Source organism: Kushneria pakistanensis, assembly GCF_014652795.1.
GTDB classification, from domain to species: Bacteria; Pseudomonadota; Gammaproteobacteria; order Pseudomonadales; family Halomonadaceae; genus Kushneria; species Kushneria pakistanensis.
The window spans coordinates 1-21,860 of sequence record NZ_BMZM01000005.1; the positions used below are offsets into that span (position 1 = coordinate 1).

Consider the following 21,860-nt stretch of genomic DNA (forward strand, 5'->3'; position numbering starts at 1 on the left):
CGTTGCGTTGTGCTCCGTGGCAGCGGATGCGTACTTTATAGATCGACCTCCGATCGCGCAACCCTTTTTTGAAAAAGATTTCATCGGGCATTCATTCTGCTCTACAGGACGATTGGTAGTAGCCTTTCCTACCTCTACCTCTACCTCTACCTCTACCTCTACCTCTACCTCTACCTCTACCTCTACCTCTACCTCTACCTCTACCTCTACCTCTGTAGAGGATAAGGAAACCTTTTACAGGTCCACTGCATTCGGCACTGATGCCATCAATAAAAAGCCCGCCGCTGAAATAATCAGCGGCGGGCGTCATGGATCTTCCTGATCCCTAAACACCACCTTCCATGGTGATGTTGTGAAATTTACACCAAGGCTCCCTTCCGTGGGTACAACGCTTCCATGCGCTTGCTGCCTCGGTGTATGTACAAATCTACCTGACTGTAGCGGACGTGTCCAACTTTTTATGAGAAAAACCGCTGCAGATGTATGACTTGTCCAGGAATAAACTTATCCCTTTTGCAATCGAACTCGGGCATAACGCTTCTTGCCGGCCTGGATCACGTATTCCTGGCCCACTGCAAGCATGTGTCCTGCCTCAACCTTGTGGCCATCAATCCAGACACGTGCGTTTTTCAGCATGTCCTTTGCCTGAGCCCCGTTATTGGCAAGGCCTGCGCGATTGAGCACTGTAGCGATGGGTGCTTCATCCATCCCTTCAATCGTGACGTCCACTTCCGGCAGGTCGTCGGGCAGCTCACCTTCCTTGAGCTGGTTGCCACTGGCGCGATGTGCACCAGCAGCGGCCTCCTCACCGTGAAAGCGGGCTACAAGCTCACGTGCCAGCACCATCTTGATATCACGCGGGTTGGCGCCGTTGTCGACGTCGCTCATCAATGCCCTGACCTCTTCCATCGGCTTGAGCGAGAGCAGTTCAAAGTAGCGCCACATGAGTGAATCCGGCATGGAAACGATCTTGTTGAACATCTCGCCCGGGCGGTCAGTAATACCGACATAGTTGCCCAGCGACTTGGACATCTTCTGTATACCGTCCAGGCCTTCCAGCAGCGGCATGGTCAGTACGACCTGCGGGGTTTGCCCATAATGCTTTTGCAGCTCACGTCCCATCAACAGATTGAACTTCTGGTCGGTACCGCCAATTTCAATATCGGCTTCCAGTGCCACCGAGTCATAGCCCTGTATCAGCGGATAAAGAAACTCGTGGATGGCAATCGGTTGATTACCGCGGTAGCGCTTTTCAAAGTCATCACGCTCGAGCATGCGCGCCACCGTTGACTGGGCTGCCAGCCCGATCAGATCGGCCGCTGACATTTTCCCCATCCACTCCGCATTGAACACGACCTGTGTGCGCTCGGGATGGAGTACCTTGAACACCTGCTTCTGATAGGTACGTGCATTGGCCATGACGTCTTCTTGCGTCAGTGGCTTTCGTGTCACGCTCTTGCCGGTAGGGTCACCAATACGCCCGGTAAAGTCTCCGATCAGAAACAGCACCTCATGCCCCAGGTCCTGAAACTGTCGCAGTTTGTTAAGCAGTACGGTATGCCCCAGATGAAGATCGGGCGCCGTGGGGTCGAAGCCTGCCTTGATGCGCAGCGGTCGTCCCAGCGAGAGCTTTTTCTCCAGCTCTTCTTCTACCAGCACCTCGTGAACGCCGCGCTTTATCAGCGCCAGCGCATCGGCAACATCGGCCATGACCTGCTTCTCCTGTCTTCTGTTTATTGCGACTGCCACCCGGCCATCGGAGCGAGCAGCAAGAAATGGGCATCATGATAGCATGGTGTCAAAAGCGCCAACCGCCCCGGCAGGAGGGAGTAAATGAGTCTTGTAATAGGCCTGATGTCCGGCACCAGTCTGGACGGCGTTGATGCCGCACTGGTGGAGTGCAACCACCATCACCGTCCTGTGCTACTGGAAGCCACGGGCATTGAAATGCCGGAACCCCTGCGCCGCCAGCTCTGGCAGCTGTGCCATGCCAGTGAAGCCGCCTTTGAAGTACTTGCAGAAACCGAGGAGGCGTTCTGCCGGCTTCAGGCACAGGCTGTCGCGGCCCTGCTGGATAAAAGCGGCCATGCCGTAGAGGACATCGCCGCCATCGGCAGCCACGGACAGACCATCGAGCACCGTCCGGGCGGCGCATGGCCCTATACATGGCAGCTGGATAATCCGTCTCGCCTGGCTGAACTGACAGGATGTCGTGTGGTAGGTGATTTTCGCCGCCGTGACCTTGCGGCCGGTGGTCAGGGTGCACCGCTGGCGCCTGCCTTTCATGACGCGCTTTTCCGCGATTCACGCCAGTGGCGCGTGCTGCTCAATCTGGGCGGCTTTGCCAACGTTACCCTGTTACCGCCCGAAGGCAGCGAGATGCCGGTCATCGGCTTTGATACCGGGCCTGCCAATGCCCTGCTGGACGGGTGGTATGCGCGCCATCATGAGGGCCGGTTTGATCGCGATGGCACATGGGCAGGCCAGGGGCGCTCTCAACCGGCCCTGCTGGAACATCTGTTGAGTGATCCCTTTTTTGAAAGCACGCCTCCCAAGAGCACCGGTCGGGAGCATTTTCACCTGCAGTGGCTTGAGGCGCAGCTGACAGAGGAATCGCCGGCAGATATTCAGGCCACGCTTTTGGCGCTGACCGTTGAAAGCATTGCCCGTGAACTGGAACGCCACCTTCCTGCCGAGGTACAGGCCAATACCTGCGTTATTCCCTGCGGTGGCGGTGCCTACAACAAGGCGATGATGGCAGCCCTTGCCCAACGACTCTCGCCGATCATGGTCGAGCGCTGCGAGTCGCTGGGCTGGTCGCCGGACTGGCTGGAAGCCGGCGCCTTTGCCTGGCTTGCCTGGCGCCGTCTGGAAGGGCTGCCCGGCAATCTGCCCACGGTCACCGGTGCGATCGGGCCACGCATCCTTGGCGGCGTTTACGAGCGCTGACCGGGGCAAAATCGCTTGAACCAGACAACCGACTAGCCGCCATGCTCGTCGCGCACGATCAGCCCTTCGGCCGCCAGCCTTGACATGGCCGCCTCCATGGTCTGCATGCCCAGTCCACCGCCGGTCTGTAGCGCCGAGTAAATCTGGGCCACCTTGTCCTCACGAATGAGATTTCTAATGGCGGGGGTGGCGATCAGGATTTCGTGTGCCGCAATCCGCCCGCCACCGATACGGCGGACCAGCTGCTGGGAGACCACCCCCTGAAGTGATTCGGACAGCATGGCGCGCACCATTGCCTTTTCATCACCGGGAAAGACATCCACGATTCGATCCATCGTCCGGGCCGCCGAGGTAGTATGCAGTGTGGCCAGCACCAGATGCCCGGTCTCGGCGGCCGTCAGGGCCAGGCGCATGGTTTCCAGATCCCGCATTTCCCCGACCAGAATAACGTCCGGATCCTCACGCAGTGCCGAACGCAGCGCACCGGCCACACCATGCGTATCACGCTGCACTTCACGCTGATTGATCAGCGCGCGCCGGGAGTGATGTACAAACTCGATGGGGTCCTCGATAGTGAGCACATGCTGGGCACGCGAGGCATTGATATGGTCCACCATGGCGGCGAGCGTGGTGGACTTGCCCGAACCGGTAGGACCTGTCACCAGCACCAGACCATGTGGACAGCACGCCAGCCGTCGAAAGACCTCGCCAAGCCCCAGCGACTCGAGACTGGGTACATGGGCAGGAATGGTACGAAAGACGCCGGCCACGCCTCTGTTCTGATGGAAGGCATTGACACGAAAGCGTGACACGCCGGGGACATCGACAGAGAAATCGATCTCCAGTGCCTCTTTGAAATCCTGCTGCTGCACCTCACTCATGACTGCCGTCAACAGGCGGTAGACATCGTCGTTTTCAAGCGCCGGTGCATTGAGGCGGCGGATCTCGCCATCAACACGCATCATGGCAGGCAGCCCTGCCGACAGGTGTAGATCCGAGGCACCCTGTTTTGCCGTAAAAGCCAGCAGTTCGGTAATATCCATGCGTTCGCAGTTCCGGACGTCACAAAGAGTGATCACTCATGAGCGATCAGCAGTCATGCGCGACCCACGATCAGAATCACGCTGTAAAACACAATATCGTCGCGATACGTCACCGACTTGAGCAGGCCCTTCATCGTGCCGGCCGGCCCACGGGCAGTGCCGCCTTGCTAGCGGTCAGCAAGACCAGACCGGCGGCCATACTGCGAGAAGCGTTTGAGGCCGGCCAACGTCTTTTTGGCGAGAACTATCTGCAGGAAGCACTGGAAAAGCAGCAGGCCCTGAAAGACCTGGAAGACATCGAATGGCACTATATCGGCGCGCTTCAATCCAACAAGACACGCGATGTGGCCGAGCATTTCAGCTGGGTACACACTGTAGACCGTGAGAAGATCGCCCGGCGCCTGAGCGAGGCGCGCCCGGCATCTCTGGGTCCCCTTAATGTCTGCCTGCAGGTCAATATCAGCGGAGAGCGTTCGAAGTCGGGCGTGACGCCGGAGGCGCTGCCAGCGCTGGCCGAGCAGGTACTGGCCCTGCCGGGTCTTCGTCTGCGCGGGCTGATGTCGATTCCGGCCATCAGCGATGACCCGGAACAACAGCGCATTCCTCATGCAGCACTTCGTGAACTGTTCGAGCAGCTGGTCAGGCGCTATCCGCAGGCACCGCTGGACACCCTGTCGATGGGCATGAGTTCAGACATGGAAGCGGCCATTGACGAGGGCGCCACGCTGGTCAGACCTGGAACAGCCATTTTCGGCAGCCGCGACTGAACATCTCCACAACAAGGACGCTTTTCATGGTAAGTCAACTGACCTTTATCGGTGCCGGCAATATGGCCAGTGCCATCTTTGGCGGGCTGATCGACAATGGCTACCCTGCCGAAGCCATTACGGCCACCTCGCCCGACGAAGAGGTACTTGAGCAGCATCGCGCCCGCTATGGCATTCAGACCACCACCGACAATTCAGAAGGTGTCAGTGAAGCAGACGTTGTCATTCTGGCCGTCAAGCCACAGATCATGCGCGAGGTCTGCGAGCCGCTTCAGGACGCCCTGCAGATCAGTCGTCCGCTGATCATCTCGATTGCCGCCGGCCTCACCATCGACACGCTGGGTCAGTGGCTGGGGGATGACAGTTTGCCGATCATTCGCTGCATGCCCAATACACCGGCGCTGGTCGGCAAGGGCGCTACCGGGCTGTACGCCCCTGCCGGCATCAGTGACGCTCATCGCGCCCTGGCCGGTGATCTGCTGTCGGCGATCGGCATCATTGAGTGGGTGGAAGAAGAGACGCTGCTCAGTGCTGTCACAGCCATCGCCGGCAGTGCGCCGGCCTATTTCTTCTACATGCTGGAAGCCATGGAAAAGGCCGGCGTGGCCCGCGGACTTTCACGTGATATTGCCCGCCGACTGGCCATTCAAACAGCGCTGGGGGCGGCACACATGGCGCGTGAGAGTGAATATGATCCGCAAACGCTCAAGCAACAGGTGATGTCGCCGAAAGGTACTACGGAACGCGCCATTGCAAGTTTTGAGCAGGCCGGCTTCGAGAAAATGGTGGATGATGCCACACTGGCCTGTTTCGAGCGTGCCGAATCACTGGCACGTGAGCTGCGGGATCAGTAAATTCACTGTATCTGTCATCTTTTGACGACATAACGGAGAGTCTCCATGGGGAGCGCACTGGGCGATACCGGCATCATGCTGGTCAACACCCTGATCAATCTTTATCTGTTTGTACTGATGCTGCGCTTTTTGCTGCACGCCTCACGTGCCGACTACTACAACCCCATCAGTCAGGCGATCGTCAAGGCGACCTCGCCGCTGGTGGCGCCCCTGCAACGCGTGTTGAGACCTGCCGGGCCCATCGACATCGCAACGCTGGTGGTCGCGCTCTTGTTCAAGATGGCGGGCATTGCCCTGATCTGCATGGCGATCTTTGGCTTTCCGCCCATCGGGCTTCTGGCCGTTGCAGCGCTGGCCGGCGTGGTCAACGCCATTTTGAAGATCTATTTCTTTGCCATGATCATCATGATCATCCTGAGCTGGGTGGCCCCCCAGTCCGGCCATCCCGGGGCACTGCTGGTGTTTCAGATTACCGAGCCTGTCATGGCACCGGTTCGACGCGTCATTCCTTCCATCGGCATGATTGATCTGTCGCCCATCGTGGTCTTTTTGCTGATCAACGTGCTCGACAGCTTCCTGGTAGGTGCCCTTAGCCGCGCTGCCGGCCCGCTGGCACCGCTGATCTAAGCCCTGACACGCTGCCGTGCAAGCGTACGGCAGCGTCCCCGCCAGCACCCCTCCCCCGCTTTTGAAAGCGATATGCTACAGTGCGCCTCCGACGGTAGGTCATGATTCCGGCCTGCCCTGTCTGACCGGATTTGAGTGCTGATGCCCGAGACACTGTCTTCTTCATCGGTTGGCCTGGTAACGCCGCAGGTCGCCCGTTTTGATACGCCCCTGCCGCTGGCGTGCGGTCGAGAACTTCCTGACTTTGAGCTGGTGTATGAAACCTACGGTACGCTCAATGAGACGGCCAGCAATGCTGTCCTGATCTGCCATGCGCTATCGGGTCATCATCACGCGGCCGGCTATCACCATGTAGACGATCGAAAGCCCGGCTGGTGGGATGCTCATATTGGCCCCGGCAAGAGCATCGATACCCGACGTTTTTTTGTGGTTGCCGTTAACAACCTTGGTGGCTGTCACGGCAGCACCGGCCCTTCGAGTGAAAACCCGGCCACCGGACGCATCTGGGGGCCTGACTTCCCCCTCATGACGGTCACCGACTGGGTCAATAGCCAGGCCATGCTGGCCGACAGGCTCGGCATCCAGCGGTTTGCCGCCGTTGTCGGCGGCAGTCTGGGCGGCATGCAGGTCCTGCAGTGGGCCATGAGTCTGCCCGAGCGGGTGGCCAATGCCGCTGTCATTGCCGCCACACCCCGTCTGTCAGCCCAGAACATTGCCTTTAACGAAGTGGCACGCCAGGCCATTCGCTCCGACCCCGAGTTCTTTGACGGCTGGTATACCGAGCATCAGACCCTGCCCAAACAGGGACTGCGGCTGGCCCGCATGGTCGGTCATATCACCTATCTCTCGGAACACTCCATGGGCGCGCGCTTCGGCCGTGACCTGCGCACTGACAGTCTCAACTATGGCTACGACGTCGAATTCGAAGTGGAGTCCTATCTGCGCTATCAGGGCGACACCTTCTCGACACGATTTGATGCCAACACCTATCTGCTGATGACCAAGGCGCTCGATTATTTCGACCCGGCCGGCGAGCACGATGATGATCTGCCCCGCGCGCTCTCGACAGCGACGTGTCGTTTTCTGGTGGTCAGTTTCACGACCGACTGGCGCTTTGCACCGGCGCGGTCACGTGAGCTGGTCGATGCCCTGCTGCGTGCCGGCAAGCATGTCAGCTATGCCAATATCGACTCTCCCCATGGGCATGATGCCTTCCTGCTGCCCAACGAGCGTTACGAAGCCGTGCTGGGCGGTTTCATGACGCGTATCGCCAACGACGTGAAACGTACTGCCGGGAACATTTCGTGATGCGTGCCGATCTTGCACTGATTTATGACTGGGTGCCCCAGGGCGCTCGCGTACTGGACCTGGGCTGTGGTGATGGCACCCTGCTGGCGGCACTGTCATCGCAAAAGCAGGTCACGGGCTATGGCCTTGAGATCGACAGCGATGGCATCTCGCGCTGCCTTGAAAAGGGCGTGGATGTCATCGAGCAGGATCTGGACCAGGGGTTGGCCAACATCCCCGATGACACCTTTGATCTGGTCATCATGACCCAGGCGCTGCAGGTGCTGAGAAGGCCGGACCTCATGCTTGATGAGATGTTGCGGGTCGCCAATGAATGCATCATTGCCTTTCCCAACTTTGCCTGGTGGCGTCATCGCCTGTCGCTGGGCCTGAAGGGACGCATGCCGGTATCACGCTCCCTGCCGCATGCCTGGTACGACACACCCAATATTCATCTGTCGACCTTCCGGGATTTTGCTGATCTGTGCCGGATGCAGGGGCATACCATTACCGACAGCGCTGTAGGCAACGGTAGCAAGGAAGGCCAGTGGCGCCACAGACGGTGGCCCAACCTTCTGGGGCAGGACGCCATTTTTCGGGTACGACGCTAAGCGAACGCGCCGCGGCATCCTTATCCTTTGGTATAATGCGGTGACCATCATGCGACGCTGCCCGAGGCCCGACGATGAACTTTCATACGCGCAAGTGGATCAAGCCCGAAGATCTCAACCCCAATGGCACGCTCTTTGGCGGGAGCCTTCTCAAGTGGATCGATGAAGAGGCGGCCATCTACGCAGTGATTCAGCTGGGCAACTCCCGGGTGGTCACCAAATACATGTCTTCCATCAATTTTGTCTCCAGCGCACGACAGGGGGACATCATTGAGCTGGGCATCACCGCGACAAGGTTTGGCAAGAGCTCCCTAACCCTGCACTGTGTGGTGCGCAACAAGATCACCCATAAAAACATTCTGACCATCGACGAGATTGTCTTCGTCAACATGGGAGAGGATGGCCGTCCGGCAGCGCATGGCAAGACAAGGATTACCTATCTGCGTGACCGTGATCTTGAAGGGCCCGATAGCGTCACCTGAGGCTAATACAGGCGGCGATAGCGACAGGCCGTGATATGTTCTGGCGTGATATCGCAGCCCAGCATCATGACTTCCACGCCAGCCTCGCATGCCGCATGAAAGGTGCGGGCATAGGCGGGATCCAGGTACGCAGCCGGTTGAACACGGTCAATACCAGTGTGGGCGACCAGAAAGATCAGGACAGCTCGATCGCCTCTTGAGCGCAGTGCCATCAGTGTTTCCAGGTGTCGTCGTCCACGCGTGCTGACCGAGTCGGGGAAATAACCACTGCCATCATCTTCCTTGAGCGTCACCTGCTTTACTTCCAGCCAGGCAGGTGGCTGCCCCTCTCTGATCAGACGAAAATCCAGCCGCGACTCCCCGACCCGAACTTCACGTTGCAGGCTCCATGCCGTGTCAAAGGGCAGAATACTGCCGCTTTCAATGGACTCCTGCACCAGCGCATTGGCACGCCCGGTATGAATGGAAGCCAGCGCCCCATCCGGCAATTCAATAAGCTCCCAGGTCCATGCCAGACGCCGTTTCGGGTTGTCATGCCAGGATACCCAGACCCGGCAACCAGGCACATTGACGGCGCGCATTGAGCCGGTATTGGGACAATGCGCCGTAATGATACGGCCATCATCGAGTCGAATATCGGCCAGAAAACGCTTGTAGCGTGCGAGAAGCACACCGCTCCATAATGGCGGCAGCTTCATGACGTCCTGCCTGATGTCGATAGCGTGCTTTTCGATACAATCATGAAGCCTTCTCCGGGCCTGCTGACTTTCGTGGTAACCGGGTTGCAATCGGCATGAAATTCCTATAAACAGCACTACCCTGGATCATGCGATGCGGTACTCAGGAGCCGTCTTGCGGGCTTACGGCATCGCTATTACCTGCAGTGAGGCAATCTCCCATGGCAGTAGCCGAGACGCAGTCGCCCGACACCTTTACCCCCTATGAGCCGGCGCCGGGCGAAGAGTACATGAACGAGCACCAGCTGGCACATTTTCGCCAGATCCTGCTCAACTGGAAAAATGACCTGATGGCCGAGGTTGATCGCACCGTTCGCCACCTTCAGGAAGACGCCAACAATTACGCCGACCCCGCTGACCGCGCCACACAGGAAGAAGGCTTCAATCTTGAGCTTCGTACCCGTGATCGCGAACGAAAGCTGCTCAAGAAAATCAACGAGACCATCGAAAAGATCGATGATGACGACTATGGCTTTTGTGAGGCCTGTGGCATCGAGATCGGCATTCGTCGTCTGGAGGCCCGGCCCACAGCCACGCTTTGCGTTGACTGCAAGACGCTGTCGGAGTTAAAGGAAAAGCAGCTCGGAGGCTGAATGCCGGGCAGCAAGCATATTGAAAACGGCCCTGCGGTCGTTGGTCGCTTTGCGCCAACGCCCTCGGGGCCGTTGCATTTCGGTTCGCTGCTGGCCGCTTTGGCCAGCTGGCTGGACGCGCGTGCACGAAGTGGCCGCTGGCTGCTGCGCATGGAGGACATTGACCCGCCTCGCTGCCCACCCGGTGCCAGCGATATCATCATCAGGCAGCTCGATGCCTTTGGGCTCTATCACGATGGTGTTGTCGATTACCAACATGATCATGACAGCGACTATCAGCAGGCGCTGGACACCCTGGTAGAACGCGGTATGGCCTACCCCTGCAGCTGCTCGCGAAAGGAGTGGCAACATCTTGGCGTCTATCCGGGATGGTGTCGCCAGGGGCCCCTGCACCCCGAACGCAATTATGCCTGGCGTCTGCGTACCGATGTCGGTGAGTCGGATATTTGCTGGCAGGATCGACGGCTGGGCCATCAGCACTGGTCACTGCCCCAACTCGGCGATGTCGTGCTCAAGCGACGCGATGGTCTCTGGGCCTATCAGCTGGCTGTCGTGGTCGACGATGCCCGTCAGGGAGTAACCGATATCGTGCGTGGCGCCGATCTTCTCGACAATACACCCTGGCAGATCCGGCTGCAGCAGGCATTGGGATATGCCACGCCCGAGTATCTGCATCTTCCGCTGGTCATTGGGGATAATGGCCAGAAACTCTCGAAGCAGAACCTTGCGCCGGCCCTCCCTCTGCAGGACAGCGCTGTGCGTCCATTATTACACGAAGCACTAACCCTTCTAGGCCAATCTCCTGCCCCCATGCTGCGCCATGCGCCTATCAGCGAACAGCTCAACGCTGCTACCAAAGACTGGCAACCGCACTTTTTGTGTCCTCATGATGTTCAGCAAACGACGTCAAGTTGACCACTATCGACCATCGTCGTCTTTTTTTACGTCATGTTGCGCGTATGCTGGCTTTAGCCATCCGAAGCGATGCACCAATAAAAAGCATACACGTCATATTTTTGCACCATTTTGACGCAGCAAAGGATCTTAAAGCATTTCTGCGCGACAAAAATGGTGATGTCATATCAAAGAAAAACCCATAAGCCATTGATACAAGAAGCATAAATTTTATGTGGCACGTGTTCTGCTCTATAAAGCGCGACTGAAGAAGAACAACAGCGATCGCTTGAACCGGCTTCCAACAATAACAATGACCGTGTCTCGATCAGGCAGCCCTGGACAACAACAAGACTAAAGGGTCTGCCATCAACGTGTTCATGAGCCGATAACAACAACAATGCTCGAACCACATGAGACGTTAATAAAAACAATAACAGCCTCTCGCTATCAGAATGCGATGTCACGGCAGCGCTGCCCAACAAGAACAACACAGCCCTGCGACACTCCAGAACAACAACAAGACCGCTGGAGCAGCCTTATGGCTGTCGTCATGGAAGATTGTTTTGAATACGAGATGTTCGCAGCCGTCGAAACACAACAACAAGACGTCACGGCATATCGCGTTTGGTGAACATGGTACGTATTCAGGGCGATGCGCCATCACGAAGAAAAATCACGATGCAATAGAATTGGCGGGGAGGCGATATGTCTCCCCGTTTTCATTGCTGGCGGCGGCCTTGTACAACGGTCTGCTTTGCAAGCTTTTGCTGCTCGGCTACACTGAGCATCTGATCAGCGCCGCGATATGTCAGGGCGCGGACAGATCGGGACATCATGGCCGGTATGTCATCGGCCCCCGGAATTTTCATCAGGTCAACATGGCTTCACCTTGACGCCCACCATTCTTCCCCGCGATCAACATCCCATTTCCCGCCGAATGCTCAGCGAAAATGCGCTGAAAGTACTTTATCGGCTCAACCAGGCAGGATTTGAAGCCTATCTGGTAGGTGGATGTGTCAGAGATTCCCTGCTTGGGCAAGTTCCCAAGGATTTCGATGTAGCCACCAGTGCTACACCGGAACAGGTTCGCAGCGTCTTTCGCAATGCGCGCATGATCGGTCGACGCTTTCGTATCGTTCATGTCCGTTTCGGTCGTGAAATCATCGAGGTCACCACTTTCCGTGGCGGTCATGACACCGACCTGACCGAACGACATTCACACCAGTCCGAGGAAGGGCTGCTGCTGCGAGACAACGTCTGGGGCAGAATCGACGAAGATGCCCTGCGCCGTGACTTTACCGTCAATGCGCTTTATTACAGCGTGCGCGATTTTGCCATTCACGACTGGACCGGTGGTCTGGAAGATCTGGAACATCGTGTGCTGCGCCTGATCGGCGATCCGGACCTGCGTTACCGTGAAGATCCGGTGCGTATGCTGCGCGCCGTGCGTTTCGCCAGCAAGCTGGACTTTACCCTGGCACCCGAAACGCAGGCCCCTCTGGCAGAGTGCGCGCCCCTGCTGCTTCAGATACCGTCTGCACGGCTTTTTGAAGAAGTCCTCAAGCTCTTTCTCTCCGGTCACGCCCTGAGCACCTTTCATGGGCTTCGTCGCCATGGCCTTTTCGCCATGCTGTTTCCGGGCACCGAAGAGTCGTTCAGCCAGCTGAGCTGGGCACAAAAGATGGTCGAGCAGGCGCTGATCAATACCGATGAGCGTATTCGTGCCGACAAGCCCGTCACTCCTGCCTTTTTATACGCTGCCCTGCTCTGGCCGGCGACGGTTGCCCAGACGGCGCAGCTGATCGATGACGGCATTCCGCCGGTGCCTGCAGCGCAGCAGGCCTCCCAGCAGGTGCTGAACCGTCAGCTGCAGCATACGTCCATTCCAAAGCGTTTCAGCCTGCCCATGCGTGAAATCTGGGACATGCAGCTGATGCTGTCGCGTCGTCGGGGCAAGCGACCCTTCCAGACGCTGGCGCATCAACGCTTTCGCGCGGCCTATGACTTTTTGCTGCTCCGTGAAACGGCCGGTGAAATTGCGTCGGGCCTGGGGCTCTGGTGGACACGCTTTCAGGAAGTCAGCGAAACCCAGCAGCGTGAAATGGTGCAGAAGGTAGAACAGGGCCATGACGACACCGCCGTCGAGGATGACGCGCCTGAGAGCATGCCCATGCCTTCCCGCAAGCCCAGACGCCGCCGACGCCGCCGTGCGCCCAGGGACGATCAGGAGTGAGCCATACGGCATGGATCGGGCTCGGCAGCAACCTGGACCAGCCACGTCAGCAGGTATTGACGGCACTGGAGGATCTGGCGGGCCTGCCCCTGACCATGCTCAGCGCCCGCTCTTCGCTTTACGGCAGTCGCCCGGTCGGCCCGCAGGACCAGCCTGATTTCGTTAACGCCGTGGCGGTACTCGAGACGCTTTTGTCCCCGCTTGCACTGCTTGATCAACTTCAGGCCCTGGAGCAGCGCCATCGACGCGTACGAAAGCGTCACTGGGGACCGCGTACGCTGGATCTGGATCTTTTGCTTTACGATGATCAAGAGCTGAACCTTGCTCGCCTTGTCGTGCCACACCCCTGGCTTGCCAGCCGCGCCTTCGTTGTACAGCCCATGCTGGAAATCGCGCCCGAGCTTTCCCTGCCGGATGGTCAGCGTTTAAGCCAACTGTCAGCTGCACAACCATCGAATGACTTGAAGCGCCTCTCTCACTGCCTCTAGACTCGCTCGACCATATTGGTTGCCGACTCTCGAGGGATGCATGACCCGCCCCATCACCATCCAAACACTGAACGAGCACCGTGTTGCAGGGCGTGCGTTCAGCTGTCTTACTGCCTATGACGCGACCATGGCCACGCTGGCAAGTGATGCCGGTATTGAAGTCCTGTTGATCGGGGACTCGCTGGGCATGGTGCTGCAGGGGCATGGCTCTACCCTGCCTGTCACAATGGACGACATGATCTATCACACCCGATGTGTCGCGCGGGCGGCGACTTCCAGCCTGATCATGGCGGATCTTCCCTTCATGACCAACACCACAATCACCCAGACCCTGCAGGCAGCCGGACAACTGATGCAGGCGGGTGCTCATATGGTCAAGCTCGAAGGGGAGGCATGGCTGGCCGAGACCGTCACGGCACTGGCGCGTCGTGGCGTACCGGTGTGCGTGCATATGGGGCTTACCCCGCAAAGCGTTAATGCACTGGGCGGCTATCGCGTTCAGGGGCGCGACTCTCAGCAGGCCGACGCCATGCTCAGTGCAGCCACAGCACTGGAACAGGCCGGCGCCTGTGCCATTTTGCTGGAGTGCGTGCCCGGTGAACTGGCGGGACGCATTCGTGACCTTCTCAATGTCCCGGTCATCGGCATCGGGGCTGGACCTGACGTCGACGGACAGATTCTGGTCATGCACGACATGCTGGGCGCAACGACGGGCCGACCACCGAGGTTCGTCAAGGATTTCATGGCAGAAGCCGGCAGTATCAGCGGCGCCTTCCGGGCCTATCATGAAGCGGTCACGACCCGCAGCTTTCCCGCGCCCGAACACTGCTTTTGAACATGGATACAACACGGCATGCACACGCTTGACAGTATTACCGTCCTTCAACAGACCCTGGCCGCCTGGCGACGCGAAGGCCACCGAATCGCGCTGGTACCCACCATGGGCAATCTTCATGAAGGTCACCTGAGACTGATAGATGCGGCGCGGCAGCACGCCGATCGCGTCGTGGCCACCATCTTTGTCAATCCGCTCCAGTTTGGCCCTGACGAGGACCTTGACCGATATCCACGTACGCTTGCCGAGGATCAGCGCCTGCTGATTGAGCGTGGCTGCGATCTGCTGTTTGCGCCGAGCGTCGAGACGCTCTATCCGGAAGGGCAGGCTACCCTGACCCGGATCAGCGTACCGCAGGTATCAGAAGGACTGTGCGGTGCCCATCGCCCCGGCCACTTTGAGGGTGTGGCGACCGTCGTCAGCCTTCTCTTCAACCTGACCCGCCCGGATGTCGCCTGCTTTGGCGAGAAGGACTTTCAGCAGCTGACTGTTATCCGCAAGCTGGTACGCGATCAGCACATGCCCATCGACATCATTGGTGTCCCTATTGCCCGTGACCATGACGGTCTGGCGCTTTCTTCCCGCAATCGCTACCTCGATAGCGAGGCCCGGACACAGGCAAGCCGGCTCCATCAATGTCTTGTTGATAGCGCCCGACAATTTGAACAGGGGGAGGCCAGCGAGCAGGTGTTGGCACAGGGGTTACAGCAGTTGGAAGAGGCAGGCTTTCGGCCCGAGTATCTGGCGCTTTGTGATGCCACAACGCTGCGTCCGATCACCGCATGGCAACCCGGCTCGGTATTATTGGTCGCAGCCTGGCTGGGGACTACCCGGCTGATCGATAATTTGTCATACGACAGTGCTTCGTAGTGTTGTCCGGCACATAAAAAAACCCCGCATATGCGGGGTTTTCTGAAACTGCAGGAAGATTACTCTTCCAGCGTAGCTTCAAAGGCGGCCTTTTCTTCTTCGCCGACTTCCTTGATGGAAAGCTTGACGCGACCACGGTTGTCAATGTCCAGCACCTTGACGGTCACCATCTGCCCTTCGCTGAGGAAATCACGCACATCGTTAACACGCTCGGGGACGATCTGGGAGATATGTACCAGCCCATCGGTGCCCGGCATGAAGTTGACGAAGGCGCCGAAGTCAGCGATACGCACGACCTTGCCGCGATAAAGCTTGTTGATTTCAGCTTCGGCAGTAATACCCATGACGGTATCCACGGCCTTTTGTGCACCTGCCTTGGTTTCGGCGTAAATACGCACGCTGCCATCATCGTCGATATCGATGGAAGCACCGGTATCTTCACAGATCTGGCGGATGGTCGCGCCACCCTTGCCAATCACATCACGAATCTTTTCGGGATCGATCTTGAGACGGGCCATGGTGGGCGCATGCTCGGCTACTTCGCCACGGCTCTGCGCGATGACGCGGTTCATTTCTACCAGGATGTGCTGACGTGCATGGAAAGCCTGTTCCAGCGCCTTTTCCATGATCTCTTCATTGATCCCTTCGATCTTGATGTCCATCTGCAGCGCTGTAATGCCGTCGACGGAACCCGCTACCTTGAAGTCCATATCGCCGAGGTGATCTTCATCACCCAGGATATCGGTCAGCACGGCGAAACGATCGTTTTCCTTGACCAGCCCCATGGCAATACCGGCGACCGGTGCCTTCAACGGTACACCTGCGTCCATCAGTGCCAGGGAAGAACCACAGACAGAGGCCATCGAGCTTGACCCATTGGACTCGGTAATCTCGGAGACCACGCGAATCGAATAGGGGAAATCGTCAGCAGAAGGCAGCATGGCAGCGACACCACGGCGGGCCAGACGGCCATGACCAATTTCACGACGCTTGGGAGAACCGATGAAGCCGGCCTCGCCCACGCTGTAGGGCGGGAAGTTGTAGTGCAGCATGAAGCGGTCATGGCGCTCGCCATCAAGGCCTTCTACCAGCTGCGCGTCGCGGGTAGTACCCAGTGTCGTGGTCACAATGGCCTGGGTTTCACCACGCGTAAAGATGGCGGAACCATGCGTACGGGGCAATGCACCAACTTCGATATCCAGCGCGCGCACAGTGGCATGATCACGGCCATCGATACGCGGTTCGCCGTTGAGCACACGCTCACGCACGATGCGCTTTTCGAGTTTGGCAAAACCACCGCTGACGTCTTCGCTGCTGTAAAGCGCTGCGTCGCCTTCGGACAGCTGTGCCTTCGCCTGCGCCTTGAGTTCGCTCAGACGGTCCTGACGCGCCATCTTGTCGGTAATCCGATAGGCTTCGCCAATGCCGGCCTCATAGCCGCTGGCCAGCGCATCCTTGAGCGCCGAGTTCTCGGACTGGGGCTGCCAGTCCCACCTGGCCTTGCCACCTTCACTCACGAATTCATTGATGGCCTTGATGGCCACCTGCATCTCTTCGTGGGCAAACAAAACGGCGCCGAGCATTTCGTCTTCGGAAAGCTCTTTCGCCTCGGACTCGACCATCAGCACGGCCTTTTCGGTACCGGCTACAACCATGTCGAGCTCGGAACCCTGCAGCTCTTCCTGAGTGGGGTTGATGAAATAACCACGCTCATTGGTGAAGGCCACGCGCGCAGCGCCGATCGGGCCGGCAAAGGGCACACCGGAAATGGCCAGTGCCGCAGAGGTACCCAGCATGGCCGCGATATCAGGATCCTGATGCCGCTCGGCCGAGAGTACGGTACAGACGACCTGCACTTCGTTCATGAAGCCCTTGGGGAAAAGCGGACGGATCGGGCGATCAATCAGACGCGAGGTCAGCGTCTCCTTTTCGCTGGGGCGCCCTTCGCGCTTGAAAAAGCCGCCGGGAATCTTGCCGACCGAATAGGTCTTTTCCTGATAGTGCACGGAAAGGGGGAAGAAATCCTGACCGGGTTTGGTGTCCTTTCTGGCCACGACCGTACACAGGACAACCGTGTTGTCCATGGTGACCAGCACGCTGCCGGTGGCCTGACGTGCCAGGCGGCCGGTTTCCAGCGTGACGCTGTGATTGCCATATTGAAATGTCTTTTTAACCGCGTTCAATGCGCTGTCCTTTTCTCGTAAACCATTCATCTACTTTCGATGTCATCTTAAAATCAAACGTTCCAGGTGTCACTCTCACCCGAAAGGCGCAACAAAAAAACAGGCGGCTCCCAAGAGGGAGCCGCCTGCAGGTTCCTGCCGGAAAAGCGACGCAATCAGCGACGCAGGCCCAGACGGGAGATGATCTGCTGATAGCGATCAAAATTCTTGCGCTTGAGGTAGTCCAGCAGCTTGCGGCGCTGGTTAACCATGCGGATCAGGCCACGACGTGAGTGATGGTCCTGCTTGTGATCCTTGAAATGGCTCTGCAGCGTGACGATGTTGTCAGTCAGCAGGGCAATCTGAACTTCCGGCGAGCCGGTATCGTTCTCACCAGTACCGAATTCCTTGACGAGTTCGGCCTTGCGTTCGGCAGTCAGTGCCATGTTACTTCTCCAGTTCAATATGCCTAAGCATTGATGAATGTCGAAGACCACGCATATTTGCAGTCTTCGCGAACACTACTGACGCTCGTCAGCAGTATTGATCAGTCGACGAGGCGCACACTGCCCCGGCGTACTGATGGTGACCACACCCAGAAGGTGATGGTCATGATAAAGCCTGGCGACGCTGCCTTCGGCCAGCTCGAGCGTTTCAAGCGCAATGGGCTGACCCTGCATGATGCGTCGCGCCCCGTCATCGTCGGTATTGAGTGCCGGGAGATGGCCTATCAGCGCATCCACAGGCAACAATCTTTCAAGACGCTGCTCATCGTTCATGGCTTCCAGCGTCTCGATATCGATCATGCCGGCAGCATCGAAAGCACCCGTCCTGAGCCGGCGCAGCCCTTCAAGGTGCGCGCCACAGCCGAGACGTTCACCGATATCCTCGGCCAGCGTACGAATGTAGGTACCCTTGCTGACGCTGACATCCATGGCAAAGCCCTGTGCATGTCGCGCCGTGAGCGCAATATCATAAATGCTCACACGCCTGGGTGCACGCGTAATCTCCCGCCCGGCACGCGCATGCTCATAGAGCGGACGCCCCTGGTGCTTGAGCGCCGAGTACATGGGCGGCACCTGATCGATCTCACCGACAAGATTCGACAATACGTTTTCGACATCAGCGTCGCTCAATGAAGGCACGGTGCGCTGTTTCAGCACCTCACCTTCACGATCACCGGTATCGGTAACGACGCCCAGACGAACATTGGCCAGATAGCGCTTGTCGGCGTCCAGCAACCAAGAGGAGAACTTGGTAGCTTCTCCCAGACAAATGGGCAAAAGGCCCGTCGCCATGGGATCGAGCGTACCGGTATGTCCTGCCTTTTGCGCCTGGTAAAGCCCGCGCACCTGTTGCAGTGCACGGTTGGAAGTCACGCCTTCGCTTTTATCCAGCAGCAGCACCCCATCAATGGGACGCCCGCGACGTCGTCTTGCCATCAGTCGCTGCGCTCCGAACCTTCCTCGTCATCATCCGGGGCCCGATCACGATCGGACTGTACCGCACGCTCGATCAGGCTTGAAAGCGCATGCCCGCGAGTGACGGACTCATCGAAGTGAAAACGAAGCTCGGGCACATGCCGAAGCTTCATGACCCGGGCAATACGTGAGCGTAAAAACCCGCTGGCGCGCTTGAGCACGGCCAGGTTCTCACGAATACGCTCCGGATCGTTTTCACCCATCAGGGTGACGTGAACATCGGCGTAGCCCAGATCGCGACTGACATCGGCCGACGTGACCGTCACCATGCCCAGCCGGGGATCCTTGACCTCGCGCTGGATAAGCTGTGCCAGCTCGTGTGCCAGCTGCTCGCCTACCCGATCCGTACGACTGAATTCACGCATGAATCGCTCCCGTCATGGGTGCAGCGCTCACAGGGAGCGCTGGACCTCGATCTGGTCGAAGACTTCGATCTTGTCACCGACCTGGACATCATTGTAGTTACGTACCCCGATGCCGCACTCCATGCCATTACGCACTTCGCTGACGTCATCCTTGAAGCGGCGCAGTGACTCCAGCTCCCCTTCATAGATCACCACGTTTTCACGCAGGACACGAATACGCTTGTTACGATGGACGTTGCCTTCAATGACCATACAACCAGCGATGGCGCCAATTTTCGGGGCACGGAAGACGTCACGCACTTCGGCGACACCCACAATGTCTTCGCGCCATTCCGGTGCCAGCATACCGCTCATCGCCAGCTTGACCTCATCGATGAGCTGATAGATGACGCTGTAGTAGCGCAGATCCAGCCCTTCACGTTCGACGATTTCACGCGAAGAAGCATCGGCACGGACATTGAAGCCAACAATGATGGCACTGGAAGCCACGGCCAGATTGGTATCGGTTTCGGTAATACCACCTACACCAGAGGAGACCACAGCAACCTTGACCTCATCGGTCGACAGCTCTTCGAGTGCACCACGGATGGCTTCGAGCGATCCCTGCACATCGGCCTTGAGCACGATATTGACCGTTGCCGTCTCGTCCTGGCCCATCTGGCTGAACATGTTCTCCAGCTTGGCCTTTTGCTGACGTGCCAGACGTACTTCGCGGTATTTGCCCTGACGGAAGTTGGCTACTTCACGAGCCTTTTTCTCATCGGCCACGACCATGAAGTCGTCACCGGCTTCCGGCGTACCGCCCAGACCGAGAATCTCGACCGGCATGGAAGGTCCGGCTTCATCGACCTGCTTGCCCAGCTCGTTAACCAGCGCTCTCACGCGGCCATAGTGCAGGCCGGCAAGTACCACATCGCCCTTCTTGAGCGTGCCGTTTTGTACCAGTACGGTGGCAACCGGGCCACGGCCGCGATCCAGACGCGACTCGACAACAACACCCTTGCCGGGCGCTTCGGGCACGGCCTTGAGCTCCAGAACTTCAGAGACCAGCAGCACCGCTTCCAGCAGCCCATCGATGTTTTCGCCGCTTTTGGCTGACACATGAACAAACTGGGTATCACCGCCCCACTCTTCCGAGATAACGCCGCGCTGCGACAGCTCGTTGCGCACGCGATCCGGATCGGCGCCCTGCTTGTCGATCTTGTTGACGGCCACGACCAGCGGTACACCCGCGGCCTTGGCGTGCTCGATGGCCTCAACCGTTTGCGGCATGACGCCATCATCAGCAGCGACAACCAGAATGACCACATCCGTCGCCTGCGCACCGCGTGCACGCATGGCCGTAAAGGCAGCGTGACCGGGGGTATCGAGGAAGGTCACATCGCCGTTTTCATGTTTAACATGATAGGCACCGATGTGCTGGGTGATACCACCTGCCTCACCGGTAGCCACCTTGGTACGACGAATGTAGTCCAGCAGCGAGGTCTTGCCGTGGTCAACGTGACCCATGACGGTGACGACCGGTGCGCGAGTGATCTGCTCACCCTCGTAGGAGATGTTCTCGAGGACTTCCGTTTCGAGTGCATCCTCCTTTACCAGCTTGGGCGTATGCCCCATCTCCTCGACCACGATGGCAGCAGTGTCCTGATCGATGGTCTGGTTGATGGTGACTGCCGCGCCCATCTTGAACATGGCCTTGATGACTTCGTTGGCCTTGATGGCCATCTTGTCGGCAAGATCTGCCACGCTGATGGATTCGGGAATGGCCACTTCACGTACGATATTCTGCAACGGCTTTTGGAAGCCATGCGCATTATCGCTGCGATCATTGCCACCACGACGGCCGCCACGGCGCTGTTCAGCACGCTTGACCTTCTTGCCACCGCGCTTGCGCTCATTACGCTCGCTGCGTTCATCGGCATCGTCGCGACGCTGATCCCGGCGACCGCTTGCCGATTTGGTGTCGCCCTCACCCCGACGGGTAGTGCGTCGGTTGTTGTCGTTGCGCGGCTCACGCGGCGGCGCCTCGACGGCCGGGGCGCTATCTTCAGCGCTGACATCGGTCGGCACGACGGGTTCGACCGGCGTGGTCTGATCGCTTGAGGTATCAGTCGATTCAGCAACAGTCGTATCGGATACTGCTGCCTGCGCGGGCGCTTCAGTAGCGGCCGCAGCAGCGGCATTGTCAGTCTGCTCAGCGGCAGGCGCCTGCTGTTCCTGCTCCTGCTCGCCGTTTTCCTCATCACCACGCTTGACGTAGGTACGCTTCTTGCGCACCTGCACCTCGATGGTCTTGTTACGACCATCGCCGGTACGAATCTTGCTACGGGTCTTGCGCGTCATGGTAATGCGGTTCTTGTTACCGCGTGCGCCAGCGCCGCCGTGACTCTTGGTGAGATAATCGAGCAGTTTCTGCTTGTCTTCTTCCGAGACCGCATCATTTTCTGCCTTGTGCGGCAGACCTGCTTCACTCATCTGCTCCAGCAGGCGGCTGACATCACGTCCCACCTTGCCGGCAAATTCCTTAACCGTTGTTTCTGCCATTTATGACCTCCTGAACCCGTGACCTGTCGCGATAC

The 21,860-nt window shown here is 58.3% G+C and carries 21 protein-coding genes; 13 read left to right on the forward strand and 8 right to left on the reverse strand.

From position 1 onward, the window contains the following. Positions 1–504: 504 nt before the first annotated feature. Positions 505–1,710, reverse strand: coding sequence for a tyrosine--tRNA ligase (gene tyrS, locus IE123_RS15365; protein ID WP_189519855.1), 1,206 nt, complete (start codon positions 1,708–1,710; stop codon positions 505–507). 123 nt (positions 1,711–1,833) lie between these two features. On the opposite strand from tyrS, the gene IE123_RS15370 reads away from it, so the two are divergent. Next, a complete protein-coding gene (locus tag IE123_RS15370) occupies positions 1,834–2,949 on the forward strand; it encodes an anhydro-N-acetylmuramic acid kinase (protein ID WP_189519857.1) in 1,116 nt (371 codons plus the stop codon). A 32-nt stretch (positions 2,950–2,981) separates the two neighbouring features. Here the strand turns inward: IE123_RS15370 and IE123_RS15375 are convergent, their stop codons facing one another. Then, positions 2,982–3,992, reverse strand: a complete 1,011-nt coding sequence (locus tag IE123_RS15375; RefSeq protein ID WP_189519859.1) for a type IV pilus twitching motility protein PilT — start codon at positions 3,990–3,992, stop codon at positions 2,982–2,984. A gap of 38 nt (positions 3,993–4,030) precedes the next feature. Here IE123_RS15375 and IE123_RS15380 point away from each other — a divergent pair, with 38 nt between their 5' ends. From IE123_RS15380 to IE123_RS15405, 6 genes are all read left to right on the forward strand, one after another. Further along, positions 4,031–4,759 carry a YggS family pyridoxal phosphate-dependent enzyme gene (locus IE123_RS15380; protein ID WP_189519861.1) on the forward strand — a complete coding sequence of 243 codons (729 nt, stop codon included), beginning with the start codon at positions 4,031–4,033 and terminating at the stop codon, positions 4,757–4,759. A 26-nt stretch (positions 4,760–4,785) separates the two neighbouring features. Further along, complete coding sequence (gene proC / locus IE123_RS15385; protein WP_189519863.1) at positions 4,786–5,613, forward strand: pyrroline-5-carboxylate reductase; 828 nt, start codon at positions 4,786–4,788, stop codon at positions 5,611–5,613. Positions 5,614–5,658: 45 nt separating this feature from the next. Further along, positions 5,659–6,240 (forward strand): YggT family protein, encoded by a 582-nt coding sequence (locus tag IE123_RS15390; RefSeq protein WP_189519865.1) that lies wholly within the window; start codon positions 5,659–5,661, stop codon positions 6,238–6,240. 141 nt (positions 6,241–6,381) lie between these two features. Further along, the gene (metX, locus tag IE123_RS15395; protein WP_189519868.1) at positions 6,382–7,548 is read left to right on the forward strand and encodes a homoserine O-succinyltransferase MetX; all 1,167 of its coding nucleotides are present in this window, start codon (positions 6,382–6,384) and stop codon (positions 7,546–7,548) included. Continuing rightward, positions 7,548–8,138, forward strand: a complete 591-nt coding sequence (gene metW / locus IE123_RS15400; protein WP_189519870.1) for a methionine biosynthesis protein MetW — start codon at positions 7,548–7,550, stop codon at positions 8,136–8,138. The genes metX and metW overlap by 1 nt, the downstream gene beginning before the upstream one ends. Positions 8,139–8,212: 74 nt before the next feature. After that, positions 8,213–8,620, forward strand: coding sequence for an acyl-CoA thioesterase (locus tag IE123_RS15405; protein ID WP_189519872.1), 408 nt, complete (start codon positions 8,213–8,215; stop codon positions 8,618–8,620). Positions 8,621–8,622: 2 nt separating this feature from the next. Here IE123_RS15405 and sfsA read toward each other — a convergent pair whose 3' ends face one another. Beyond that, positions 8,623–9,318 (reverse strand): DNA/RNA nuclease SfsA, encoded by a 696-nt coding sequence (sfsA, locus tag IE123_RS15410; protein ID WP_189519875.1) that lies wholly within the window; start codon positions 9,316–9,318, stop codon positions 8,623–8,625. A gap of 200 nt (positions 9,319–9,518) precedes the next feature. Here sfsA and dksA point away from each other — a divergent pair, with 200 nt between their 5' ends. The 6 genes from dksA to panC all read left to right on the forward strand — a co-directional run bounded on the left by dksA (position 9,519) and on the right by panC (position 15,273). Beyond that, a complete protein-coding gene (gene dksA, locus IE123_RS15415) occupies positions 9,519–9,950 on the forward strand; it encodes an RNA polymerase-binding protein DksA (protein WP_189519877.1) in 432 nt (143 codons plus the stop codon). Further along, positions 9,951–10,865 (forward strand): tRNA glutamyl-Q(34) synthetase GluQRS, encoded by a 915-nt coding sequence (gene gluQRS, locus IE123_RS15420; protein WP_189519879.1) that lies wholly within the window; start codon positions 9,951–9,953, stop codon positions 10,863–10,865. A 919-nt stretch (positions 10,866–11,784) separates the two neighbouring features. Then, complete coding sequence (gene pcnB / locus IE123_RS15425) at positions 11,785–13,080, forward strand: polynucleotide adenylyltransferase PcnB (RefSeq protein ID WP_229819816.1); 1,296 nt, start codon at positions 11,785–11,787, stop codon at positions 13,078–13,080. Then, entirely contained in the window at positions 13,077–13,568 is a 492-nt protein-coding gene (gene folK / locus IE123_RS15430) for a 2-amino-4-hydroxy-6-hydroxymethyldihydropteridine diphosphokinase (RefSeq protein ID WP_189519883.1), read from the forward strand. Before pcnB ends, folK begins: the two co-directional genes overlap by 4 nt. A 40-nt stretch (positions 13,569–13,608) precedes the next feature. Continuing rightward, positions 13,609–14,403, forward strand: a complete 795-nt coding sequence (gene panB / locus IE123_RS15435; protein ID WP_189519885.1) for a 3-methyl-2-oxobutanoate hydroxymethyltransferase — start codon at positions 13,609–13,611, stop codon at positions 14,401–14,403. Positions 14,404–14,421: 18 nt separating this feature from the next. Then, positions 14,422–15,273: a pantoate--beta-alanine ligase gene (gene panC / locus IE123_RS15440; RefSeq protein ID WP_189519887.1), complete on the forward strand. Its 852-nt coding sequence runs from the start codon at positions 14,422–14,424 to the stop codon at positions 15,271–15,273. Between the two features lie 59 nt (positions 15,274–15,332). On the opposite strand, the gene pnp is transcribed toward panC, so the two are convergent. The 5 genes from pnp to infB form a co-directional block, all read right to left on the reverse strand. Continuing rightward, entirely contained in the window at positions 15,333–17,456 is a 2,124-nt protein-coding gene (gene pnp, locus IE123_RS15445) for a polyribonucleotide nucleotidyltransferase (protein WP_189519992.1), read from the reverse strand. 155 nt (positions 17,457–17,611) lie between these two features. Further along, entirely contained in the window at positions 17,612–17,881 is a 270-nt protein-coding gene (rpsO, locus tag IE123_RS15450; RefSeq protein WP_189519889.1) for a 30S ribosomal protein S15, read from the reverse strand. A gap of 75 nt (positions 17,882–17,956) precedes the next feature. Continuing rightward, positions 17,957–18,877 carry a tRNA pseudouridine(55) synthase TruB gene (gene truB / locus IE123_RS15455; RefSeq protein ID WP_189519891.1) on the reverse strand — a complete coding sequence of 307 codons (921 nt, stop codon included), beginning with the start codon at positions 18,875–18,877 and terminating at the stop codon, positions 17,957–17,959. After that, on the reverse strand, positions 18,877–19,281 hold the full coding sequence (gene rbfA / locus IE123_RS15460; RefSeq protein WP_189519893.1) for a 30S ribosome-binding factor RbfA: 405 nt from the start codon (positions 19,279–19,281) through the stop codon (positions 18,877–18,879). The genes truB and rbfA overlap by 1 nt, the downstream gene beginning before the upstream one ends. A gap of 27 nt (positions 19,282–19,308) precedes the next feature. Further along, positions 19,309–21,825: a translation initiation factor IF-2 gene (infB, locus tag IE123_RS15465; RefSeq protein ID WP_189519895.1), complete on the reverse strand. Its 2,517-nt coding sequence runs from the start codon at positions 21,823–21,825 to the stop codon at positions 19,309–19,311. Between the last annotated feature and the right edge of the window lie 35 nt (positions 21,826–21,860).

Bases quoted from the DNA above. Each gene is read 5' to 3' on its own strand.
- tyrS (WP_189519855.1), bottom strand. From the start codon at position 1,710: ATGGCCGATGTTGCCGATGCGCTGGCGCTGATAAAGCGCGGCGTTCAC.
- IE123_RS15370 (WP_189519857.1), top strand. From the start codon at position 1,834: ATGAGTCTTGTAATAGGCCTGATGTCCGGCACCAGTCTGGACGGCGTT.
- IE123_RS15375 (WP_189519859.1), bottom strand. From the start codon at position 3,992: ATGGATATTACCGAACTGCTGGCTTTTACGGCAAAACAGGGTGCCTCG.
- IE123_RS15380 (WP_189519861.1), top strand. From the start codon at position 4,031: ATGAGCGATCAGCAGTCATGCGCGACCCACGATCAGAATCACGCTGTA.
- proC (WP_189519863.1), top strand. From the start codon at position 4,786: ATGGTAAGTCAACTGACCTTTATCGGTGCCGGCAATATGGCCAGTGCC.
- IE123_RS15390 (WP_189519865.1), top strand. From the start codon at position 5,659: ATGGGGAGCGCACTGGGCGATACCGGCATCATGCTGGTCAACACCCTG.
- metX (WP_189519868.1), top strand. From the start codon at position 6,382: ATGCCCGAGACACTGTCTTCTTCATCGGTTGGCCTGGTAACGCCGCAG.
- metW (WP_189519870.1), top strand. From the start codon at position 7,548: ATGCGTGCCGATCTTGCACTGATTTATGACTGGGTGCCCCAGGGCGCT.
- IE123_RS15405 (WP_189519872.1), top strand. From the start codon at position 8,213: ATGAACTTTCATACGCGCAAGTGGATCAAGCCCGAAGATCTCAACCCC.
- sfsA (WP_189519875.1), bottom strand. From the start codon at position 9,318: ATGAAGCTGCCGCCATTATGGAGCGGTGTGCTTCTCGCACGCTACAAG.
- dksA (WP_189519877.1), top strand. From the start codon at position 9,519: ATGGCAGTAGCCGAGACGCAGTCGCCCGACACCTTTACCCCCTATGAG.
- gluQRS (WP_189519879.1), top strand. From the start codon at position 9,951: ATGCCGGGCAGCAAGCATATTGAAAACGGCCCTGCGGTCGTTGGTCGC.
- pcnB (WP_229819816.1), top strand. From the start codon at position 11,785: ATGCTCAGCGAAAATGCGCTGAAAGTACTTTATCGGCTCAACCAGGCA.
- panB (WP_189519885.1), top strand. From the start codon at position 13,609: ATGACCCGCCCCATCACCATCCAAACACTGAACGAGCACCGTGTTGCA.
- panC (WP_189519887.1), top strand. From the start codon at position 14,422: ATGCACACGCTTGACAGTATTACCGTCCTTCAACAGACCCTGGCCGCC.
- rpsO (WP_189519889.1), bottom strand. From the start codon at position 17,881: ATGGCACTGACTGCCGAACGCAAGGCCGAACTCGTCAAGGAATTCGGT.
- truB (WP_189519891.1), bottom strand. From the start codon at position 18,877: ATGGCAAGACGACGTCGCGGGCGTCCCATTGATGGGGTGCTGCTGCTG.
- rbfA (WP_189519893.1), bottom strand. From the start codon at position 19,281: ATGCGTGAATTCAGTCGTACGGATCGGGTAGGCGAGCAGCTGGCACAC.
- infB (WP_189519895.1), bottom strand. From the start codon at position 21,825: ATGGCAGAAACAACGGTTAAGGAATTTGCCGGCAAGGTGGGACGTGAT.